General features: G+C 68.6%; 10 protein-coding genes. 3 read left to right on the forward strand and 7 right to left on the reverse strand.

Translation table 11 applies throughout. The features are described from left to right. Positions 1-2: 2 nt before the first annotated feature. From OIE75_RS10835 to OIE75_RS10850, 4 genes are all read right to left on the reverse strand, one after another. Positions 3-4,181 (reverse strand): Eco57I restriction-modification methylase domain-containing protein, encoded by a 4,179-nt coding sequence (locus tag OIE75_RS10835; RefSeq protein WP_329470520.1) that lies wholly within the window; start codon positions 4,179-4,181, stop codon positions 3-5. Beyond that, positions 4,178-7,396: a DISARM system SNF2-like helicase DrmD gene (gene drmD, locus OIE75_RS10840; RefSeq protein WP_062647814.1), complete on the reverse strand. Its 3,219-nt coding sequence runs from the start codon at positions 7,394-7,396 to the stop codon at positions 4,178-4,180. The genes OIE75_RS10835 and drmD overlap by 4 nt, the downstream gene beginning before the upstream one ends. 111 nt (positions 7,397-7,507) lie before the next feature. Beyond that, entirely contained in the window at positions 7,508-9,103 is a 1,596-nt protein-coding gene (locus OIE75_RS10845; RefSeq protein WP_329470522.1) for a serine/threonine-protein kinase, read from the reverse strand. Positions 9,104-9,177: 74 nt separating this feature from the next. Continuing rightward, complete coding sequence (locus tag OIE75_RS10850; RefSeq protein WP_234437011.1) at positions 9,178-10,122, reverse strand: serine/threonine-protein kinase; 945 nt, start codon at positions 10,120-10,122, stop codon at positions 9,178-9,180. Positions 10,123-10,194: 72 nt separating this feature from the next. Here OIE75_RS10850 and OIE75_RS10855 point away from each other — a divergent pair, with 72 nt between their 5' ends. Beyond that, positions 10,195-12,348 carry a UvrD-helicase domain-containing protein gene (locus tag OIE75_RS10855; RefSeq protein WP_062647818.1) on the forward strand — a complete coding sequence of 718 codons (2,154 nt, stop codon included), beginning with the start codon at positions 10,195-10,197 and terminating at the stop codon, positions 12,346-12,348. Positions 12,349-12,411: 63 nt separating this feature from the next. Here OIE75_RS10855 and OIE75_RS10860 read toward each other — a convergent pair whose 3' ends face one another. Both OIE75_RS10860 and OIE75_RS10865 read right to left on the reverse strand, forming a co-directional pair. Further along, the gene (locus tag OIE75_RS10860; protein WP_329470524.1) at positions 12,412-14,997 is read right to left on the reverse strand and encodes a GmrSD restriction endonuclease domain-containing protein; all 2,586 of its coding nucleotides are present in this window, start codon (positions 14,995-14,997) and stop codon (positions 12,412-12,414) included. Positions 14,998-15,378: 381 nt separating this feature from the next. Then, a complete protein-coding gene (locus tag OIE75_RS10865) occupies positions 15,379-15,642 on the reverse strand; it encodes a helix-turn-helix domain-containing protein (RefSeq protein WP_329470525.1) in 264 nt (87 codons plus the stop codon). A gap of 482 nt (positions 15,643-16,124) precedes the next feature. On the opposite strand from OIE75_RS10865, the gene OIE75_RS10870 reads away from it, so the two are divergent. Both OIE75_RS10870 and OIE75_RS10875 read left to right on the forward strand, forming a co-directional pair. Beyond that, positions 16,125-17,171, forward strand: a complete 1,047-nt coding sequence (locus OIE75_RS10870) for a tyrosine-type recombinase/integrase (RefSeq protein ID WP_078890371.1) — start codon at positions 16,125-16,127, stop codon at positions 17,169-17,171. A 472-nt stretch (positions 17,172-17,643) separates the two neighbouring features. After that, entirely contained in the window at positions 17,644-19,677 is a 2,034-nt protein-coding gene (locus OIE75_RS10875; RefSeq protein ID WP_062647826.1) for an N-6 DNA methylase, read from the forward strand. Between the two features lie 193 nt (positions 19,678-19,870). Here OIE75_RS10875 and OIE75_RS10880 read toward each other — a convergent pair whose 3' ends face one another. Continuing rightward, positions 19,871-21,352: a serine/threonine-protein kinase gene (locus tag OIE75_RS10880; RefSeq protein WP_329470527.1), complete on the reverse strand. Its 1,482-nt coding sequence runs from the start codon at positions 21,350-21,352 to the stop codon at positions 19,871-19,873. Positions 21,353-21,425 lie beyond the last annotated feature (73 nt).

The following is a 21,425-nucleotide window of genomic DNA, read 5'->3' on the forward strand; positions in this document are numbered from 1 at the left end:
GATCAGAAGAGCAGCCCCTCGCGTACTGCTGAGGGCGACTGAAAATGTCGCTGGTGATTAAGCTCCAGGAGTCGGTCCAAGATCTCGGTAAGAGTACGCATCGGGAACGTGTAGCGCACGCCTTGACGAGTTTCATGGAACCCATGTTCCAAGTTCAGGTCGCTCCACCCGTAGGCTGCCGACACAGCCTCGTCCACAGCTCGATGGCAATCTCGTACAGCTGCAATCTCGGCATCTCCGACAGAAGGATCATGGACGAGGTTGTAGAGCTTGGTCAGACCAAGGCTGCGCTCCGCCATGATCTCAGCTCGCAGCTGATCAAGGCGGGCACCCGCATCTGCCATGCCTGATGAGTAGGTAGGACGTGGAAGCGTCTCGAACACGTCTGACGGTGAGTAGTTGAGGTCAGCCTTCATTGTGGACGAGTTACGCCATGCCCAACATGTATGGAACGAACTACTGAGGAACGCGAGATCCCCGTCGGAAGCGGACGCAAAAACGGCCAACTTGTGCGAAAGGACCTGTCGGCTTGGGACTCGGGCCGGCATCACGGTTCGGGACACGAGTGCTACCACCAAGACACGTTCGCGGCCGGAGATGGCTCGGTACAAGTCCATGGCGGGCCGGGTGAAGCGCCACCAGATCTCACGACGCTGTCGGTTGTTGTTCTTGAGTCGCTCGGGCTTCACGTCGCGTTCCACGATGGCGAATACTTCAGGGTATTCACGGGCCCGCTCCTCGGGCCAGTCGTGGAAGTTGATCACCCAGCGGCTCGCCGAGCAGTCCGGACGGGAGTTGAGGTCCTCGCCGTTGAGGTAGGGGAAGAGGACGTCGCGGTTGCGCGGGTCGCGCTGGATGAGCTCCTCGGCCTGCTGGGGCGACAGGATGAAGCCCTTGCCTAGGACGTAGGAGCCGATATAGGCGCCTGGTCGCCCCGAGGCGTCCCCAGATACCAGTCGATACGGCCGCCCCTTCACCCGTGACTGTGGATCCAGCGACGTCGTGATGCCCCGAACCTTCTCGCCGTCCAGCACTCTGTCCGCCTCGTTCGCGAGCGGCGGCACCGAAGTCCAGACGGCGCAGTACTCCAAGACCGCCGACTTTGAAGGCCAGGGTGCGCTCTTCACCGCCCGCCGGATGCTGACCTTCCTCTTCTCCTCCAACTGGTCCAGGCCGACCTCACGGGTGTCACCTTGAGCCAGAGTGTTGGTAGCGATGAGCCCCGTCTGGCCATGCTTGTTGAGGAGCTGGTGAGCGCGGAGTTCAAAGTAGGCCACCAAGTCGGCGCTACCACGCTTCTTGTCGGCGAGGTAGTCGACCATGTACTCGCGGTACGCCTCGCCCAGGGCGCCCGTGAGTTTCTGGCCGCCGAGGAACGGCGGGTTGCCGATGATCGCGTCGAAGCCGCCATGTTCCGTGAAGACTTCAGGGAAGGTCAGGGGCCAGTGCAGAGGTCGTCGGGCCAGCCCTCCGCTCGGGGCTTCGGAGGAAAGCCACTCTTCAGCGGTGGCATGGGCTTCCCGCACTTCATCCGAGTCTTCCGAAACCTCCTCGTCGATGATCCGTTCCACGATGAGCTCAGCCTGCGGGAAGAGATCCTTGATGCGCTTGCCGCCGTCCTCCACGTACCACTCGACGCGTCCCGAGGCACAGGTAGCCAGTGCCGCACCGGCGAGAAGGTCGCCGACAAGCCGTAGCCGTGCGGAGTGGCGGTTCACCTCGGAGAGCTTCTCCCGTTTACGCTGCAGCGCGACCAGGTCCACACCCCTGACCGAAGTGATCGCCAAGCGAAGGTCCTTGAGTTCCTTGGCCTTCTTCTTCAGTGCTTCCGCGCGCTCGTCGGCGTGCTTGGTGAGCAGGCTGCGCTTCTCGGTCGGTTCCAGGTGTTCCGCTCTGATCTGCTCCATGTTGTGCACACCCAGCAGCGAGTCCCCCGCCACCAACCGGTCGTCCAGGAAAGTGAACGGACGCGTCGGGTCCATGGAGACCAACCACAGCGAGAGCTTGGCCATCTCCACGGCCATGGGGTTGATGTCCACCCCGTACAGGCAGTGCTCGATCACCTGGCGCCGGGCCTCGATCACTACCGGGTCGGACTCCGCGTCTGCTGCAGTGACCGCGTCAACAGCGCGCCCCGCCCGGTACTTGACCGCCTCCTCGCGGCCCTCCCGCTCCCACGCCTCGATCAGCCGATCCCCCAAGTACCGGCAGGCGGCCACCAGGAACGCCGCCGAGCCCATCGCGATGTCCGCGACCTTCAGCTCACGGATCCGCTCAGCTGTCTTCGGCACCCAGGCATCCCTGTCCGCCGTCTGGAGCGGACCCGGCTCGTACACCAGCGGCTCCAGCGCGTGCAGCACGACCTCCTCCGCCAACCGGCGCGGGGTGTAGTGCGTACCCGTGTTCTTCCGCAGCGAGGACTCCGTCACGAACAGCGCGCCCGCCGGGATGACCACCGGCAGGTCCCGCAGGTCCCTCCGAATCACACCGAAGAAGGGCAGCAGACGTTCCGTCAGGGCCGCGTCGCGGCAGGCTGCGAGCAGCAGACGCCTCGCCTCCGTCGCGGCCTCCGCCTTCGCCGGGGCCAGCAGCTTCTCCAGACGCACCGCGCTCGCCGGCGGCTTGGGGTCCTTCCACGTCTCGTAGATCTTCTTCGCGAGGGTCTTCACGTCCCTCGACGTGGCCGCCAGGGACTCCAACTCCCTCAGCGGTACCTCGTGTTCCACGCCGTCCGGGCCGATGAGGCCGACCATCGTCTCGACGGCGCGCCGGGCGTCGTACGAGAGCAGGCCCTCGTACACGTAGCCGATCTCCTCCACGCCCAGCGCGCGGAAGCTGAGCGTGCGGGTCTCCCTCTGCCTGCCCGTGCCGACACGGACCTCCTGCACGGACTGGAGCATGTGCAGCACCGTGCGGTCGTCGATGGGGAGAAGGGGGAAGCTGTTCTCCAGCCAGGGGTACTTGTCCGGATCGAAGATGGAGCCGTCGTACGCCGGGAGTTCGAGCTCAGGGTGCAGCACTCCGCCGTGCACGGCGTGGAACAGCGCGATCAGGCGGTGCCAGGCGGCGGTCGTGTACTCCAGGGAGGCCTCGCCCTCGGCGTCGGCGCGGGACTTCAGCTCGGCGCGCAGGAAGCGGGCGGAGTAGGAGCGGGCGTAGACCTCGTTGTCGGCGGGCAGCAGTCCGCGTTCCTCGGCGAAGAGGAGGAAGACGACGCGCATCATGACCGCGACCGCGCCCCGGTAGACCTCGCTCGCCTCGACGCCGCTCGCGCGCAGGCCGGGGGTACCGCGTTCCATGGCGCTGGCGTCGGCGCGGCCGATGGCGTCCACCAGTTGCTCGACGGCCTGGCGGACCTGGATGCCGAGGGCCTCGGTGACCTCGTCGCCCGCGTCGAGGCTCTTCCTCAGCAGACCGACCAGAGTCTCGGACTCGTCGTACTCGAAGAAGCGACGGCGGCGCAGCAGGGAGACGAAGGCGCGGACGACCGTGCGTTCGGCGGCCTCGTTCCAGCCGATGGCGTCGAAGACGGCCGTGGTCGTGACGCCGCCGACCGGGGCCCAGACCAGGCACCACCAGCGGCCGTCGGTGACCAGGCCGAGGGGTACGTCGTGGTGGCGCAGGAGTCGGGCGAGGCGGTCGGCGGGGCCGGCCGCCCAGTCGTCGCCCCAGCTCGGGCGGGCCGTTGGGGCGGTGCCGCTGGGGATGGTCATGCCCAGCATTCGTACGCGCTTGGCAGCAGACCCCGTGTCCGGTTCGGCGGCGAGTTCCGTACCAGGCTCGGTTAGCGCGAAGTCGGCGCGGACACGGGCGTTGTGCTCGTGGACGTCGAGAGTGAGGCGGTCCAGGGCGAGGTCGTCGTCCTGGCCCTCGCGCAGAACAAGCGCATCGCCCCACTCCAGCAGCGAGCGCAGGATGTAGCCGGTCCACTCGTCGCGGCCGGCGTTGGTGTCGGCCTGCCAGTCGGCGTGGCGGGCGCGCAGCCGGGTGCGCTGGTCCTTGTCGAGGGCGTCGAGCTGGGGCCAGGCCTGGAGCAGGACGGGCATGGTGAGGAAAGGGCCGGAGACCTCGGTGAGGTCCAGCCATTCCTGGTGCTGGCCCCGGCCGTCCATGGCCTTGGCCCTGGCGGCGGCGACTCCGCGGGAGGAGCCACGGAAGGAAGAGGCGGCGGAGCGGCTCATCGGCTGGCTTCCTTTGCGGGGATCACGACGACGACGGCGACGGGGAAGAGGTGGGAGCGCGGCTCGTAGTAGCGGGCCGCGATGGCGGCGAGTTCGCGCTCGCGTTCGGCGGTGAGGCCTTCGATGCGAGCCTGCCAGCGGTCCCGGTCCTCGCGGTACTGGCGCTGTTCGGCGGTGGTGACCTCGCGGGTGCCGAAGAGAGCGATCTGCTCGTTGTCGTCGTCGCCCTCCTCCTTGAGCTTGGCGCGCAGGGTGGCCTCGAAGCGGTCCAGGGTGGCCCGGATGCGGTTCTCCTCCTCGGTGCGGCGGGCGGCCAGCGCCGATTCGAGGGAGGTGCCGCGTTCACGGGCGCGGGCGGTGAGGGAGTCGTGGAGGGGCTTCTCCAGCCGGGACCAGGCGTCGGTGAAGGCGTGCCGCAGGTCGGGGGCGGCCTCGGCGCCGTCGGCGAGCGCGCGGGCGAGGACTGCGCCCTGGGTGCGTACGGACTCCCAGCGGCGGAAGCGGCCGGTGTCGCCGAACCAGCCGCCCGCGTAAAGGATCTCCTCGTGAAGGCGGGTGCCATCGTTGCCGACGAGGACGTAACGGGCGTAGGCGGAGACGAGGGCCGTCTCGACGGCGGGGTCGTCGGTAACGACGGCGGTCACGCGGTGCAGACCGACGGTGTCGGCGTTCCACACGGCGGCCGTGAGCAGGCGGGTGGAGAGGGCGACCAGCGGGTGCTTGAGGTGGGCGAGCACCACGTCGTCGCGGCCGAGGGCAGCGACCTGCGGGGTGAATGTGACGGGGCGCTGCTCGGCTGGGCGAAGTTTGTGGGCGAGGCCGCGGGTGGCCCGTTCCCAGGTGCCGGAGAGCGGCGGGACGGTCCAGAGGCCTTTCATGTCCTCGTTGTAGTGCGGAGTCAGGGGCTGCTGGTGGTCCAGGGTGAGGGCGGTGTCGACGACCCGTTTGATGTTGGCTGGGGTGAGGCCAAGGGCGTCCACGGTCTCCTGGTACTGCTCGGCGAGGCGCTTGGCCTGCGCAGTGACGTTCTGCTCGGCGGCGACGGTGCCGCCAGTGCGGCGACCGGCGATCTGCTTGGGCTTGGCGTTGTCGATGTCGACGGGGGTGGTGTCGCCGGTCATACGGCGCTGTACGGCGTCGGCGATGACGGCGTTGACGGAGCCCAGGTCGGCTTCAGTGCGGGCGATCTTGCGGGCGATGCGGGAGAGGAACTCCAGGTCGGCCTCGTAGGATCCGGCGGCGGCGTTCTCCCAGCCGGCGCCGATGAAGTGAGTGATCTCCGGGTCGGTCTTCTGGCCCCAGCGGTCGATGCGGCCGATGCGCTGTTCGAGCTTGTTGGGGTTGAAGGGGATGTCGTAGTTGAACAGGCGGTGGCAGTGGTTCTGGAGGTCGATGCCCTCGCTGGCGGCGTCGGTGGCCAGCAGGATGCGGACCTTGCCCTCGTCGGTGGCGGGATGAGCCTGGAAGCCGAGGCGGATGTCCTCACGGTCGTCTGTGCTGAGTCCGCCGTGGAGGACGGCGACGCGGCCGCCGTCGGTGAGTTCCTGCTGCTGGAGCAGGTTGAGCAGCCATTTCTGGGTGTCGCGGTACTCGGTGAAGATCACGACGCGTTCGTTGGTCCAGAACTGGCCATCGGGGCGGCAGATGGCCTTCAGCTCGCGGATGAGCGCGTCGGCCTTGGAGTCGGCGGCGGCCTCGTGGGTCAGTGCCCAGCGCTCCATCTGCTGGAGAAGGGCGAGTTCCTCGCCGTCCTCCTGCGGGGTGAGGCTGGTTGAGCGCGTGAGGGCGTCGTCCTCTGCCTCCGCCAGGCCCAGGTCGTCGAGTTCGGCGACGAGGTCGGAAAAGTCCTCCAGCCAATCGGGGACTTCGGCAGCGGCCGAGCGGGAACGGGTCCGGGTGTCGTCGAGGTGGGAGAGGTAGACCTGGACGGTGTGCAGGAAGGCGGCCGGGGAGGAGAACAGCCGCTTCTTCAGCAGGAGAGTGACCAGGTCGGCGGCGCGGCGGCCGCCGCGGGCCTTTGGGGTCATCCGCTTGCGGCGAAGGTCGGAGAAGCTGCTGAGCACGCCGTGGATCTCGCGTTCGGTGTCGGTGTACTCGACGGGGAGTTCGCGGGTGCGGCGGGTGCGGAAACGGGGGGAGCCGTCGGGGTTGGTGATGGTGGACTTCAGGCGTCGGACGACGGTCTCCTTGCGGGCCTGCTCGTCGGGGTCGACACCACGGGCGAACTTCTGATTGTCGATGAGCTCCAGCAGCGCGGTGTACGACTCGGGGTAGCCGTTGTGCGGGGTGGCGGAGAGGAAGAGGCGGTGCTCGAAGTGCGGGACGAGCCGCCGGATCAGCTTGGTCTGCTGGGAGTCGACGGCGTACACCTGCTTGGGCGCGGCGGGTGCCACGTGGTGGGCCTCGTCGAGGACTAGCAGGTCGAAGAAGCGGCGGTCGGTTCCGTCCTCCCTCGTCTCCTGGCGGGTCGGGACGACCTCGTCGAGGAGGCGCTGCGCCTTGGTGCCGCGCAGCCAGGGCAGGGACACGATGGTGAGCGGGTGGACGCGGAACGGGTTGGCGGCGGTGCCGTGGGTGCGGCGCAGCCGGGCGCAGCGCTCGGCGTCGACGATCGTGAAGTCCAGGCCGAACTTCTCTGCGAGTTCGTCGCGCCACTTCAGGGTGAGGCCCGCCGGACAGATCACCATGACGCGGTGGGCACGCCCTCGCAGCAGCAGCTCCTGGACGACGAGGCCAGCCTCGATGGTCTTGCCGAGGCCGACGTCATCGGCGAGGAGCAGGTTGACACGGGGGGCGCCGACCGCGCGGGAGACGGGTTCGAGCTGGTAGGGCTCGACGGCGACGCCGGAGCGGAACGGCGCCTGGAGGGTCTTGACGTCGGCGGAGGCGACGGCCGACCAGCGGACGGCGTCGAGGAACGCGGCGAGACGGGACGGCGGGTCGTACTGTCCGGTCGACGCGTCGGGCAGGGAGCCGCGGTCGAGGACACGGCGGCCGGGCTCGACTTCCCAGATAACGGAGAGGGTGTCCCCGAAGCGGCCGTCGGCGACGGACTGGAGGTGGACGAGGGTGGCGGCGCGGCCGTCGGAGGGCGGGGCGGGTTCCACCCTGCTGACGACCCAGCTCTGACCCCGTACTTCGACGAGCTCACCGTCCCCGGGTAGTCGCTCCTGAGGAGCCGCCGCACCTCGCTCCCGGTGAGCCGTCTGCGTCATCGGTGTTCCGCCTCCCCTTGGCCTGGCATACGGCCAGAACACTACGCAATACAGGGCCTTCGCCCCGCCTCCTGCAGTAAGCTAGCACCGACGGATTATTGTGAACTAAGTTCACGAACCTCTTTCGGAATCCGTCAGCATCCACTCCAATCGGGCGATCAGGCTATCTGTCCGCGCGCGGCGTTCGTCGTCAGCCGGGAAAAACCGCTGCTGCTCCTGCCGCAGAGCGGTGAGCTGGTCACGCGCCTCGCGCAGCCGTCCCATCCGGGCAACGAGCGAGCCGATCCGGAACCTGGTGTCGAACACGCGCCAATCGGCGGCGCCGAAGACGGTCCGCTGCACGGGCAGGAGACTCTCGAACTCGTGCAGCGCCTCGGTCGTGTGCCCCAGCTCGGCCAGACATGTGGCCGAGCCGGCCCGGCAGGCCAGTACATCCGGGTCGGTGGCCGGGCGGCTGCGGCGGAGCGCGTCGCCGAGTGCGGAGTAGCCGCCGTGGGCGCGGGTGAACTCTTCCGACTTCACCAGCAGGTCGCACAGTGTGAGCCGCGCCGCCACGGTCTCGCTGTCGCCGAGCGGGCGGCCCGTCTCGTGCAGCATCCGCTCCAGCGAGGCGGCAGCCGCCGCGTGGTCGCCCCGGGCGGCCTGGTCGAGGATCTCTTGAGGTATGGCGGCGGCCGGGGCGGGGTCTGCGGTAGGCGCGGGGCGCGGGGCAGGGATCGGCCCGGAAAGGGAGTGGCCGGCCGGGGGTGATACGGACACGGAAGCGGACCGCAGGGCACCGGAGCCGGTGGCTGCCGCGCTGCCCGGCTTGGCAGACGTGCTCCCGGAGGTGGCGGACGTTCTCCCGGTGACAGCCCGGCCGGGCCACCGGGTGAGCCATGGGCGTGCCGCGCTGCGGACCTCTTCCGTCGAGGGGCGGTCGTCGGGGGACTTTGCCAGCAGTTCCATGATGAGGGAGGCGAAGCCCGCGGGTATGTCACCGCGCAGATCGCCGAGCCGGGGCGGTTCCTCGTACGCGTGCCGGTAGAGGAGTGTTACGGCCGTCCCCGCGGTGAAGGGCGGTCGGCCCGCCAGGATCTCGTACAACACACAGCCCAGGGCGTACAGGTCGCTCCGCTCCGTCGCCCGCCCGCCGTCCGCCTGTTCCGGTGCGATGAACCCGGGTGTGCCCAGCACTTCCTGGGTGCGGGTGAGCCGGGGTTCGCCGACGTCCGGCTCCAGGGCCGCCGCGATGCCGAAGTCGAGCACCTTCACCGTGCCGTTCGGCGTGAGCATCAGGTTGGACGGCTTCAGGTCACGGTGGACGACGCCGATGCGGTGGGCGTGGGCCAGGGCGTCGGCCGCTTGTGCGGCAACCTCGGCGGCGAGGTGGATCGGGAAAGGGCCGTTGCGCTTGAGGAGCCGGGAGAGGGTATCGCCCTGCACGAGTTCCATGACGAGGTACAGTCCGTCGCCGTCGTCTCCGTCGAGCCGACCCGAGTCGTACACGACCGGCACGCTCGCGTGGCGGATCCGGGCGGTGAGGCGGGCCTCGCGCAGGAAGCGCTGTTCCATGCGGTCGAGGTCGACACCGCGGCCGCCCGCCGACAGGAACTTGACTGCGACGGGCCGGTCAAGCCGCAGGTCCCGGGCCGACCACACGTCGCCCATGCCACCGCGGCCCAGGCGGTCGATCAGCTCGTAGTGTCCTCTGATCCGTCGTGTCACGCCGTACTCGGCCCCCTGCCCAGTTCGTGCGGTCGCCCGTACGGCATATTCTCACGCTCCTGGTGATCGGGTGGTCACACCGGGTACGGGCCCTGCGGGAGCACGAACGGTCGGCGCGGGTCCTCGGTACCGAAGCCGCGCAGGGTGCCGGGGCCGGGGCGGGCGGCGGGCAGCCACGGTCCGAGCGCGCCGTACACCTCGGCGGCCGAGGAGGGCCGATTTTCGCGGCCCTTAGCCATCAGGGCGAGGGCCAGTTCCTGGAGCGCGTCCGGTACGGGGACGCCCGCCGTGGCGAGGCTGGGCGGCGCGTCGTGCAGATGCCCGCGCAGGACGGCCAACGGCCGCTCCGCGGGGAAGGGCGGGGTTCCGGCGAGCATGTGGTGCAGCAGGCAGCCGACGCTGTACAGGTCGCTGCGCCCGTCGAGCGCCGCGTCGCCCGACAGCAGTTCGGGCGACGCGTAGCGGAGGTTGCCGGGCTGCTCACCGGTGGCGGTCAGTCTCGGGCCCTCGTCCGCCATCAGTTTCACCAGGCCGAAGTCCAGGATCTTCACCACGCCGTCGCGACGGATCATGACGTTCTCGGGCTTCAGGTCCCGGTGGACGAGACCTGCGGCGTGCGCGGCGGCGAGGCCGGAGCAGATCTGGGCGGCGACGGCCGCTGCGGACGCCACGTCGAGCCGTTCCTCCTCGGCCTCGTCGATGACTGTACCGAGCGTCGCCCCATCGACGAGCTGCATCACGAGCCAGTGGGTGTCACCGGTGACGGCCGCGTCGTGGACGGTGGCGATGTTGTCGCTGTCGAGCGCCGCCGCGGCCTTCGCCTCCCGTACGAAGCGGCGCCGCGCCCGCTCGCGGTCCTCCGCCTCGGCGAGGAGTTCCGCGGCGACTGTCTTGACGGCGACAGGACGCCCCAAGTGCAGGTCGCGTCCCTGCCAGACCTGCCCCATGCTGCCGCGTCCAAGAGGACGGTCAAGTGCGTAGCGGTCGCCGAGCACGGTGCCCTGGCCGATGGTGTGCACGAACTCCCCCTCCTGGCGGGGCGATCAGTAAAGTGATCGTAGTTCCTGGAAGGCTGGCCGGAGGGGGCGGGGATGGCGACGCTGGGCATGCACCGGGACTTTCTGATGGAGTTCGCCACGCTGGAGAAATCCGTCCAGAAACGCGTCTTCGAGGTGTTCGAGAAGTTCGCGGCAGCCAAGCACGCGGGACTGCACCTGGAGAAGCTCACGCACCAGAAGGATCCGCGGCTGCGGACCATCCGGATCACCGACTTCTGGCGCGGCGTCGTCCTCAAGGCGGAGTCCGGCGACAGCTATCTGCTGTTGAGGGTGCTCCCGCACGACAAGGCCAACGACTGGGCGGCGAAGCACCGGGCGTCGGTGAACGAGGCCACCCAGGGCATCGAGATACGCAACGATGTGGCCCTGGAGCGGGCCACGGCTGGGCTGCGTGCGTTGGCCGCCGACGAGCCGTCCCGTCTGTTCCCCGCCGCGGAGTATCCGGACAAGGTGCTGCGCAGCCTCGGGGTCGACGAGGAGATCCTGCCGATCATCCGGCTGGTCCCCGACGAGGCCCACCTGGAGGCACTGCACAAGGTGCTTCCCGAGCAGCAGTACGACGTGCTGCTCGGGCTCGCGACCGGTATGAAGCCCGAGGAGATCGACCGCGAGCTCGTGCAGGCGTACGCCCGGACAGCCGTGCGGAGCGCCCGGGCCTCCGAGGGCGACGAGCTGGGCACCGCGATGGGCCGCTCACGCGGCCGTATCGCCCTCGTCTCCGGAGCCAATGAACTGCTGGAGATCCTTCAGCGCCCCTTCGACGCCTGGCGGGTCTTTCTGCATCCGAGCCAGTACCGGGTGGCCTACCAGGAGAGTTACGCCGGCTCGGCGCGGGTCACCGGCGGGCCGGGTACGGGCAAGACCGTCGTGGCGCTGCACCGGGCGTACCACCTCGCGCGGGGCCTGCCCGCCGACGCGCCCGACGGCTGTGTACTGCTGACGACCTACACGAAGGACCTGGCCGCCGAACTGCAGCGCTGCATGGAGCTGCTGATCACGGAGGACGCTGTCCGCGCGAAGATCCGGGTGGTGAACGTCGACGCCCTGGCCAACGAGATCGTACGGGCGGACCGCGGCGGCGCACCGCTGAAACTGGTCTTCGACCAGAAGGAGATCACCGCTCGGTGGGCGCGGATCGCGCGACGCTTGAACCTCGACTTCACGGACGTCTTCCTCGACCAGGAGTGGCGGCACGTCGTCGTCGCGCATGCCGTCGCCACTCCCGAGGAATACCTCAAAGTGTTGCGGACAGGCCGTGGGAGCGGGCTCGGGCCGCTGAAACGCCTTCAGGTGTGGCGTGCGGTCTCCGCTTTCGAGGAGCAGCTGCGCCAGGCCGGGGAATGGACGTTCCTGCAGGTGTGCGCCGAGGCCGCACGTGTCCTGGACGGGAGCGGCAAGCGGCCCTTCCGGCATGTCGTCGTCGACGAGGCACAGGACCTGCACCCCGCCCAGTGGCGGTTCCTGCGGGCCCTCGTCGGCTCCGGCGCCGACGACCTGTTCCTCGCCGGGGACACCCACCAGCGTATCTACGGCAACCGGGTCTCGCTTCGCTCGCTCGGCGTCGAGGTCGTCGGACGCTCGTACCGGCTGCGGGTCAACTACCGCACCACGCAGGAGATCCTCGCCTGGTCCACCGCGCTGCTGACCGGAGAGAAGCCCGACGACATGGACGAGGGGAAGGAGACCCTGGCTGGCTATCGCTCCACGATGCACGGCGAACGGCCCGAGACCGCGGGACACGCCTCGAAGCCCGAGGAGATGGCGGCGCTGGTGGCCCAGGTGGAGAAGTGGGCCGCCTCGGGCGTGGATACGGAACACATCGGCATCGCGGTGCGGTTCATCCAGTTCGGGCGGGACATCGCCAAGGCCCTGGAACGCGCCGGGATCCCTTCTTTCGTCCTGGGGGCCGGGCGCAGTGGTGCGGGGGTGCGGATAGGGACCATGCACCGGATGAAGGGGCTGGAGTTCCGCTGCGTCGCCGTGGCCGGGGTGATGGACGGCACGGTTCCGATGAAGTCCGCCGTGACTCCGGTGGACGTCGACGCGCAGCAGCACCAGGAGGATGTGAATAGCGAGCTGAGCGTGCTGTTCGTGGCGTGCACGCGGGCGCGGGAGGCACTGCGTGTGTCCTGGCACGGGACGCCGAGTCCGTTCCTGGCACCAGTCATCAGCGGTCCGCGTCCGTAGCACTTTGGGTTCGACGGGTGTGGGGCCCATGCGTTCTCGGGCCTCACACCCGTGATGACAACGTCAGAGCGTGTCCGGACCGTCGTCCATCATGCGGCGGGCCTCAGCCAGAGCGGCGGTCTGCGCGAACCATTCCAGCACCACGCAGATCTCCTCGCTGTGCCCGGAGAAGACCTCCAGGGCGAAGGATGGACGCAGGTCCAGTTTGGCCTCCGCCAGGTCGATGCCCTCGATGCCGTTCAGCCGGATCATCAGCTCCCGGCGCATTGGCTCGTCATCGAACGGAGGCCGCCGCTTCAAGTATTGGAAGACCACTTCGACAGTGCCCGCGACTGGGTAGATCCCCAGCGGCCAGAGCGCACGGGCGGTGTCGCGCGTGTCGCCGAACCGCACCATTGGGAAGCAACTGGTCTCGTCGGCTCGGCCGTAGGCAAGGTGGCCGCCCTGCTGCTCCCAATAACGCAGTGCGCCGAGGACGCCCTGCACGGTCTCCTCGGTCTGGTTGTCGCGGAGTTGGGCTTCGAACCGGTCGGCCTTTGTCTGCTGCTCGACTTCGGCCTGCGCGGATGGCACGGACTCATCCGCGGTGTCCCTGCCGAGCAGGGTAGCCAGGTCGGCGGTGGTCAGCCGGTGGGACCGGCGGGCCCGTCCCGCGTCGTCGAAGCGAACTCCCTCCGCTTCCAGGCGGGTTCGCGCGTCGCCGGACTCCTTGCCGTCCGGCCACCGGAAGCCCGCCGAGACGCGGCCGTCCGCCGTCAGCACGCGGTACGCGCCGTGCAGACCAACCCTGGTCGCCAGGTGCTGGCCCACTGGGACGGCATGGGTGCCGATCAGTGCCGCCACATCGCCGTACGTCGTCCACGTGCCGGCCGGCATGGCAAGGAGCGCAGCCCGGAGTTCCTTCCAGCCAGCCCACTCGTCCTCTGCTTGGACGACTCCCTCGGCGGGGCCGGGCCACAACCTCACGGCTTTGTCCGCCAGTTCGTCGGCGCGGGCGAGAATCTCCTTCCTCGCCCACCGTTCCTCGGCGGCGATCCGCTGGTTCATGCGCAAGGCGCTGGCGTCGAGGATTTCCTGCTTGCGGCGGAAGGGGTGGTTCGACAGGCGCGCGTTGTCCGCGGAGAGGGTGAGGTTGCCCAGGGTGTGGACGAGCAGGGCGTGGAGTTCGTCCGGGCTCTGGCCGTCCTCGGCGTCCTCGGCGAGAAGGTCGTACCATTGCTGGGCCGGGCTCTGCGGCAGCACGTGCTCGACGGTGAGGGATGCCTTGGCGTAGTCCACGGGCTCACTACCGTCATAGCTCTCCTCCAGTCGGCGCAGCACCTGGAACCGCTGGTTGCTGCGGCCCGCCTTGTAGAAGGGGCGGGTGCGGACAGCCTCGCGCAGCGCTTCGTCGCCGGGCCAGACTCGTGCCCCCGTCCTGTTCCGGGACAGGAAACGGCGTACGGCGTCCGCCGGGTCGTCGTCCTTCTCCAGTTCCTTGGGCATCTCCATGAAGACCCGGTTGCTGCCCGTGGTGGACAGGCCCGCCAAGAGGCGGCGCACCATGTAACTCTCGGCGTAGGCCAGCGCTCGGGCGGCCTGCTGGGGCGTGGCCCGGCCGTCGTCGACACGGTCGAGCAGCTGGAGCGCCAGCGGGTAGTGGGTCTGACCGCCCCAACGGAACAGCCTCTCCAGGACCTCTCGCAGTTCCGGGTCCGGCTCCCGCCGAGGCTCCAGGATGCGCATCAACCGTTCGGCCCGCCGGGCGAGGGAGGCGATCTCGGCCACCAGTGCCGCCTCGTCGGTGCTCAGTGGCTCCAGGCGCTTCTTCTGGTCGCGGTAGATCTCGCTCTGCTTGGCCCGGCTGTTGCCAGCCACAACCAGATCAAGCCAGACGAGCAGTTCGAGGTTGTCGGGACCGAGGAGCTCCTGCATAGGCAGCCAGTGGTTGCGGTAGACCGACTCGCCACGGGTCTGCAAGCACATGAAGAGGTAGTTGCGCAGCAGGTCGCTCTGGCGGAGACCGACACCGGTGTTGTTGATGGACTCGAAGATGCGGTAGACGTTGTCGCCTTCGGCCGCGGTGATCTCGACGATGGACACCAGACTGCTCAGGACGGTTTCCACCGCGCCCGTCCACGCTTCGCCGCCGTTCTCCTCGCCCTCCGTGAGGACGGCCACGAAGAAGCGGTAGGCGGCGCCCACATTGCCGGGGCCACCGGCCTTGGGGGTGTTCTCGACGCACGCGGTGAAGGCCTCGCGGTCCGCCTGTGTCGGCAGGAGACGGTAGTGGTCGTCGCCGTTGCGGTACCTGTTGACGAGCACGAGGTCGTGAATGCGGTCGGCGTCCCGCTCGGCGCCGCGCTCCCGGTAGCGGTCACGCAGCGCGGTGAGGGCCAGCATGAGGGTGGTGAGCCGCTGCTGCCCGTCGACGACGAGCCAGCGCTGCATACCTCCCGCGGTGATCCTTCCCGGGGCGAGCACCACGGAGCCGAGGAAGTGGGTCGCGGGCGTCCTGCCCTCCAGGTGCTCCTCGACCAGCTCCAGCACGTCGTCCCAGAGCTGCTGCAGCTCGTCCTGCTGCCAGCTGTATGTGCGCTGGTAAAGCGGCACCTGGAACTGCTTCTCGCCTTGGACGAGCTCCTTGAACGTGGTCTCCTGAGCGTGCACGCACCCCTCCCCGCTGTCTGCCGGGCCAGCTCATACTCCCCCATCGGGTTGGGATGGCCTCTGCCCCGACTCGATCACCAGCGGTGACACTATCGGCCGAGCCTCAGGCGCACACCTCGTTCCCCCGTCATCGGGGAGGTCGTGGGGAACTCGCGGTTCCGGAGGCACTCACCCGACAACGACACGGATCGGGCCCGACAACAGCCGCGGAACTCCGCGTGGGCTGCCCACAGGGGATAGCAGCAGTACAGCAATCAGCCGCCCGGACACGCCAAAACGTCATGCCGTTCGGGCACCGCCGAGTTCATGGCCAGTCGGCGAGGGGGCGGTGGCGATTGAGCTCCTCAGAAAAATGACCACCAACAAAGTGCTTATCCCACATCAGTGCGAGATGGATTTTTCGGGTTCTCGCCCAATATGGTTGACGAGCCGCCCTGGTTCCACACCAAGCCCCGCTGCGATGCCGAGGAGTGTCAGCACGCTGAGATTGCGCCTCCCGTGCTCGATATAGATGAGGCCTCGAAAGCTCAATCCGCTGCGTTCAGCAAGCTGCTCCAAGCTGTAACCGCGCTCTTCTCTGAGGCGTCGAATTTGCAGACCGATGGCCAGGAGTCGCGGATCGGGCGGCGATGAGCTTTCAGACACATGGTGACTCGACCGTCAACCCATCAGGTACACCATGAACAGCTGTGCATAACTACTTCCCGTAGTGGAAAGTCTGCGCGGGGAACGGATAGAGCAGCACACCGTCGGCCGTCGTCAGCACTCGCGTGCTGGCGTTGATGGCTGTGGGCAGGTCCTGTTCGCAGCCATCAACGGAGCACTCGGGCTCCGAAGCCAACGCGAGGTCAACAAGGCCGAGGGGTAAACAGTAGACAGGCAGGCGGGATTTCATGGGCAGGCCAAACGAACCTTTTGACCGCTGGCACAAGACGTATCCAAAACCGGACCGCGGGGAGATCCCATGCCGCTGTGGAACGACACGTCGCCCGCTGTATCCCTCATCGGATCACGGGCGAGGACTCCAATGGCAAGCCCGATACGCGGACTCCAACGGTAAACAGTACCGTCGCTCCTTTGCCGCCTGGCAGGAGTGCCGCGACCATCTGGATAATCTTCATGCAGCCATGCAGTTGGGTACATCGGGTAACCCGGGTGCAGTCAGCCTGCCTGTCGAGTTCTACGCGAAACAGTTGATCGAGAGGAGGCGCAAGAGAAACAAAAACGCCAACACGACAAATACCTACGAGAGCCATCTTCGGAATCACATCCTGCCGTTCGCCGGACGCCGGCCCGCGAGCGCGCTACGCCGCCGGGACTCCACGGCGCTAGTCGACTGGCTCCTCGTCAAACCCAGCCTCAGTTCCACGTGCACGGTCGTCCAGATCTTCAAAACTTGGCGGATTCTTGTGCACTACATGCTGGACGAGGACGTTCCACTACCGTCCAACGTCGTGGCGCGCATCGACCTTCCGGACGTCACACAGCGCGTAGCGGTCGCGCTGTCACCCGGACAGGTCGCAGCCATCGCAGCAGCCATGCGCAAGGTGGCGCCCCGCTACGAGATCCTGATCTGGCTCGCCGCGTGCGCCGGGCTCCGTCAAGGTGAGGCCTTTGGGTTGAGGCAAAGCCAAGTCATGCAGAGCCAGGACCGGCTCTGCATCAAGGAGCAACGGCAGCGCGGCAAGGCCGTAGGGCTCAAGACCAAAGCCAGTTACGCCACGCTGCCAGTGGACCACTTCCTGATCGAGCAGCTGACCCAGCACAGTTCACAGTTCGTTGAACCGGAGCTCGTTTCGCCATACACCGAGCAGCGCCGCAGGGCGCGCGGCTACGCGGAGCCACCGGGCGAGGACCTCATCGTCACCAACCGCTTCGGCAGGCCTGTCCTGCGCAGCGATTTTCATGACAAGTGGAAAAGGGCCGTGAGGCTGGCCGGGCTTCCCGGAACGACACGTTTCCACGATCTCAAGCACTTTTACACCACCACGCTCGGCTCCTCCGGTAATCACGATCCGAAGACCGTGCAAGCGCTCTCCCGGCATGCCGAGTTCTCCGAAACCTGGGACACTTACGCCCATCCTCCACTCGCCGTGGAGCATGTCACGGTCACTGCGTTCAGCTCCGCCTTCGCACACATCGCGCAACACAGTTCGTGCCACGAGCAACCTTGACGGCTCCCTGCTGCTCGGCGAGCGGCCTCTGCGCCCGGGGCATGGGTCCGGAGCTGGCCGACTCCGTGGATGGCAGGTGCGCGACTGGCAGGCTGCCGGGGTCACTTCCCCGAAGATCGCGGTCTGCGCGGTTCGAGATGCACGCTGCGTAGATCAGCGAGCTCGCCAAGGCGAGGCTTCCGGTGGTGCGGTCGAGGAGAGGGAGCCCGCCGACACGGTCGGCGTTTAGGTGTCGAGCCTGTACAGCGTCAAGGGGCTTGAGTTCTACTGCGTGGTCGTGGCCGGGATGTCCGTCTCCGCATTCCCGTTCCTCGATCAGGTGCATGGAGCGTCTGAACGACCATGCCTGACCTGTGAACAAAGTCAATGGCCGTAGTAGCCTGACGGACGTAAGAGGAGAAGGGTGGCTCGATCACGCACCCACCGTCGGGGGCAAATCCTCGTTCGCCCAAGAAACGCCCTGGGAGTGCAGATGACCACGCCTCGCGCCGTACCGGTGACTCTGGCCGAAATCGCCCGCCTCGCCGGCGTCGGGCGGGCTGCCGTCAGCAACTGGCGGCGGCGGCATCCGACCTTCCCCCAGCGCATCGCGGGCACCGACGTCAACCCCCAATTTTCCATGACCGACATCGAGAACTGGCTGCGCGAGAACAAGAAACTCAAGAAGTCCGTCGAGCGGGAATGGCTCTGGCCCCGCTTCGAGGTGCTCGGCGGACGCGACGAGACCGGGGATACCATCGCACGGACGGGACGGCTCCTCGCCAGCCAGGAGGACGAGGATTGTGGCCAACTCCCCCCTGAGGCTGCGGAATTGATCGACCGGACCGTGGCGCTGGGGCGGCGCGAGGGGGAAGCCGAAACATTCGCGTTCCTGCTGCGCCGGTGGCTCGATGTCCACGTACGCCAGATCGCCACGACGCCGGAACCCCTGGCAGCACTCATGGCGAGCCTCGCTCTCAGCGCGGCCACCAGCGCTGGGAGCGGCTCGAACAGCGTCACAGTGATGGATCCGGCCTGTGGCACCGGGCACCTGCTCGTAGCCGGGGCCGAAGCGGTGAAGGCAGCCGGAGGCGGGGAGCCCACCCTGCTCGGCGGTGACCGCGACCCTGTCCTCGCCGCACTTGCGGACGCCCGCCTGAGACTCGCTGAGAGGGAGGGCGGGCGGGCCGTCATCGATGTGCGAGCTGGCGACTCGCTGCGCGACGACCCCTTCGCCGATGACCCCGCCGACATCGTCCTGTGCAATCCGCCCTTCAGCGAACGGGACTGGGGATATGAGGAGCTCGCCACCGACTCCCGCTGGAGCTACGGGCTGCCCCCGCGCACCGAGCCCGAACTCGCGTGGGTCCAGCACTGCTTGGCCCGGCTGCATCCCGGCGGCGCCGCTGTGCTGTTGCTGCCGCCCGCCGTCGCGGCCAGGAAGGCCGGACGACGAATCCGCGGTTCGCTGCTGCGCACCGGCCACCTCCGGGCCGTCGTCGCACTGCCGCCGGGATGCGCGGCACCACACAGCGTCTCCCTGCACCTGTGGCTGCTGCAAACGCCCGTGCCCGGGAAGGAGAAGCAGGCGGGCGGGCGACTCCTGGTCGCCGACGCCGCGTCACGCTTCCCCCGGGATTCCACGCGGGAGAGCGCCCCCGCCCCCGACTGGGCATCGATCGGCGCCTTCGTCCGCGAGGCCGTCGAGCAGGCCGACTCCCCGCAGCTCCCCGCCTACGTCGCGCAGGTGCCCGTCATCGAACTCCTCGACGACGAGGTCGACCTCACCCCGGGACGCCACATCAGCCCGTCCCCAGCGGACACCGCGCCCCGACTGGCCGCGTCCTGGGGGGAGTTCACCGCACTCACCGCAAGCGTGGACAAGTCGGCGCAGCTGCTCGCCGCGCTCGACCTCGTCGCAGCCACGGCGGACACACCGACAGCGACCACCGTCGCCGAACTCGCCCGGGCCGGTGCACTCACCCTGCGCGGCGGCCAACAGCCACCGGAGAAGTCGATCAGCACCAGCCCCTCGTCCGACGGCGACATCCCCTTCCTCACCGTTCCCGACCTATTGGGGACGGGGGAACCCGGGGGCTGGCTCGCCTCCGACGGCGATTCGGCCCGCGAGGCCGTGATCGTCCAACCCGGGGACATCGTGGTCGTGGGCGTGGCGCGGAAATTCTCCGCCTGGGTCCACGAGGGGCCGCCGACCGCCCTCGGTCCGCAGCTGCATGCCGTGCGGGTGCAGCCCGAGCAGCTCGACGCCTGGTTCCTCGCCGGTTCGCTCCGCGCCCCGGCCAACGCCCGGCAGGCCGGCACCCACACGACGAGTTCCTCCCGCATCGACGTCCGCCGCCTCCAAGTCCGCCAGGTCCCGCTCAGCGAACAGCGCCGCTACGGCGAGGTTTTCCGTGAACTGGACTCCTTCGAGCGGGTGTTGCGCCGCGCCACCGACCTCGGCGCGGACCTCGTCCGCGACCTCGGCGACGAAGTCGCGGCCGGACGCCTGGCGGGCGGGGCGTAGGACGGCGAGCGTGACACGGTGGCCGGGTCCGTCTGGCTCACGCAACGCTCTGCCGCCAACTGTGAGCGTCATGCGGCCCGGCCTGCGCGGACCGTGCTTACGTACTCGTGTCCGTGGGACCGGCGGGTAGTCTCCGGTCGTCCGCAGGATGCGGCCGTGCGTCGACGACATCGCCCAGCTGCTCAGCGAGCGGTCACGCCCCCACATCCCCCGGGTCCGCCAGGCGGGCCGAGAGCTGGGTGTCGACCGCGACGCGTACGGCCTCGACGCGGGCCGCGAGATCCAGTGTCAACCCGGCGGCGGTGCGGCCCGCCGCCTCGACCGCCCTGATGGCGGACTCCAGCTCACCGAAGGCGAGGCGGCACTCGGCGAGGCGCAGCCGGATGACCGCCCGTTCGGCCCGCTCGGCCGGGCCGTCCCCGTGGATGAGGTCGTCACCGATGGCTCGATAAAGACGGGTCGCGGAGCCGAAATCGCCGACCAAGCGGAGTCCGTCCGCCGCTGCCTGCCACACACGGCGTACCAGGGGACGACGCTCTCCCCACTCGCTGCGGACCCGTTCCGTCAGGCCAACCAGCACGGCGGCCGCGTCGCCCGGCTCGCCGGAGGCGATCTCCGACTCGGCCTGCGTGCACAGCTGGTCGACTGCACCCTGATCCAACCACTCCTCCTCGGTCGACGCGGATTCGGCGGGCGAGGGAGCGGGGGCGGGGCGGCGCGGGGCCCGCTCCTGCGGCCGACGCAACGGGGCGGTGGGGTCGGGGTGCGTACGCGGACTGGGCCCTGGGGCACCAGGCCGAGGCGCGAACGGGGCCAGCATCGCCAGCACCTCGCCGACGGCGGGACGCTGCTCGGGCTTCTTGGCAAGCATCCGTACCACCAGATCTTCGATCGGCTCCGGGATGCCCGCGGCGTACACGCTCGGCGGCAGCGGCTCCTCGTGGAGGTGCTTGTCGGTCAGGCCGGAGTCCGCACCGAGCGGGAACGGGGGCCGTCCGGTGAGGAGTTCGTAGAAGATGCAGCCGAAGCAGTAGACGTCCGTACGAGCGGTCGGCTCCAGCTCCAGGAGCTGTTCCGGCGCCAGATAGCCACGGGTGCCCAGCGTCGAACCGTGCGCCGTGTACCGCGTGGCATCGGCGCGCAGTGGCTTGGCGATCCCGAAGTCGATGAGGACCACCGCGCCCTCGTCGTCAATCATGATGTTCGCGGGCTTGAGGTCCCGGTGAACAACGGGGAGCGTATGCGCACAGGCCAGTGCCCCGGCCATCTGCGCGGCGACGGCGACCGCCGTGGCAAGGGGCAGGGGATTGTGCTCGTCGAGGAAGGTCCGCAGGCTCACCCCGTTCACCAGTCGCATGGCGATATACGGCACGCCCTGGTGCGATCCGCTGCCGTACAGCTCCGTGATACCCGGGTGGTCGAGCGTACCCAGGAGGCTGGCCTCACGCCGGAACCGGGCGTTCCTGGCTGCGAGTTCGGCCTCCCGCTCGTACGGTTCGAGGCAATAGAGGGCCTCGGAGTCGTGGCGCAGGAACTTCACCGCCACCTCCCGGCCCCCGGACACCTCGCGGGCCCGCCAGACCTGGGCCATCCCGCCCTTGCCGAGCGAGTCTCTCAACTCGTAACGCCCGTCGATGAGATCGCCCGCACTGGGCCTGTACGTATCCGCGTCCACCGCCGTGCCCCTTTGCGCTCCTGCTTTATCAGGCACACCAGAGTAGCGTGAAGGGAGCATCACGCGAGTAGTC

This window comes from Streptomyces sp. NBC_01723 (genome assembly GCF_036246005.1).
Classification (GTDB): domain Bacteria; phylum Actinomycetota; class Actinomycetes; order Streptomycetales; family Streptomycetaceae; genus Streptomyces.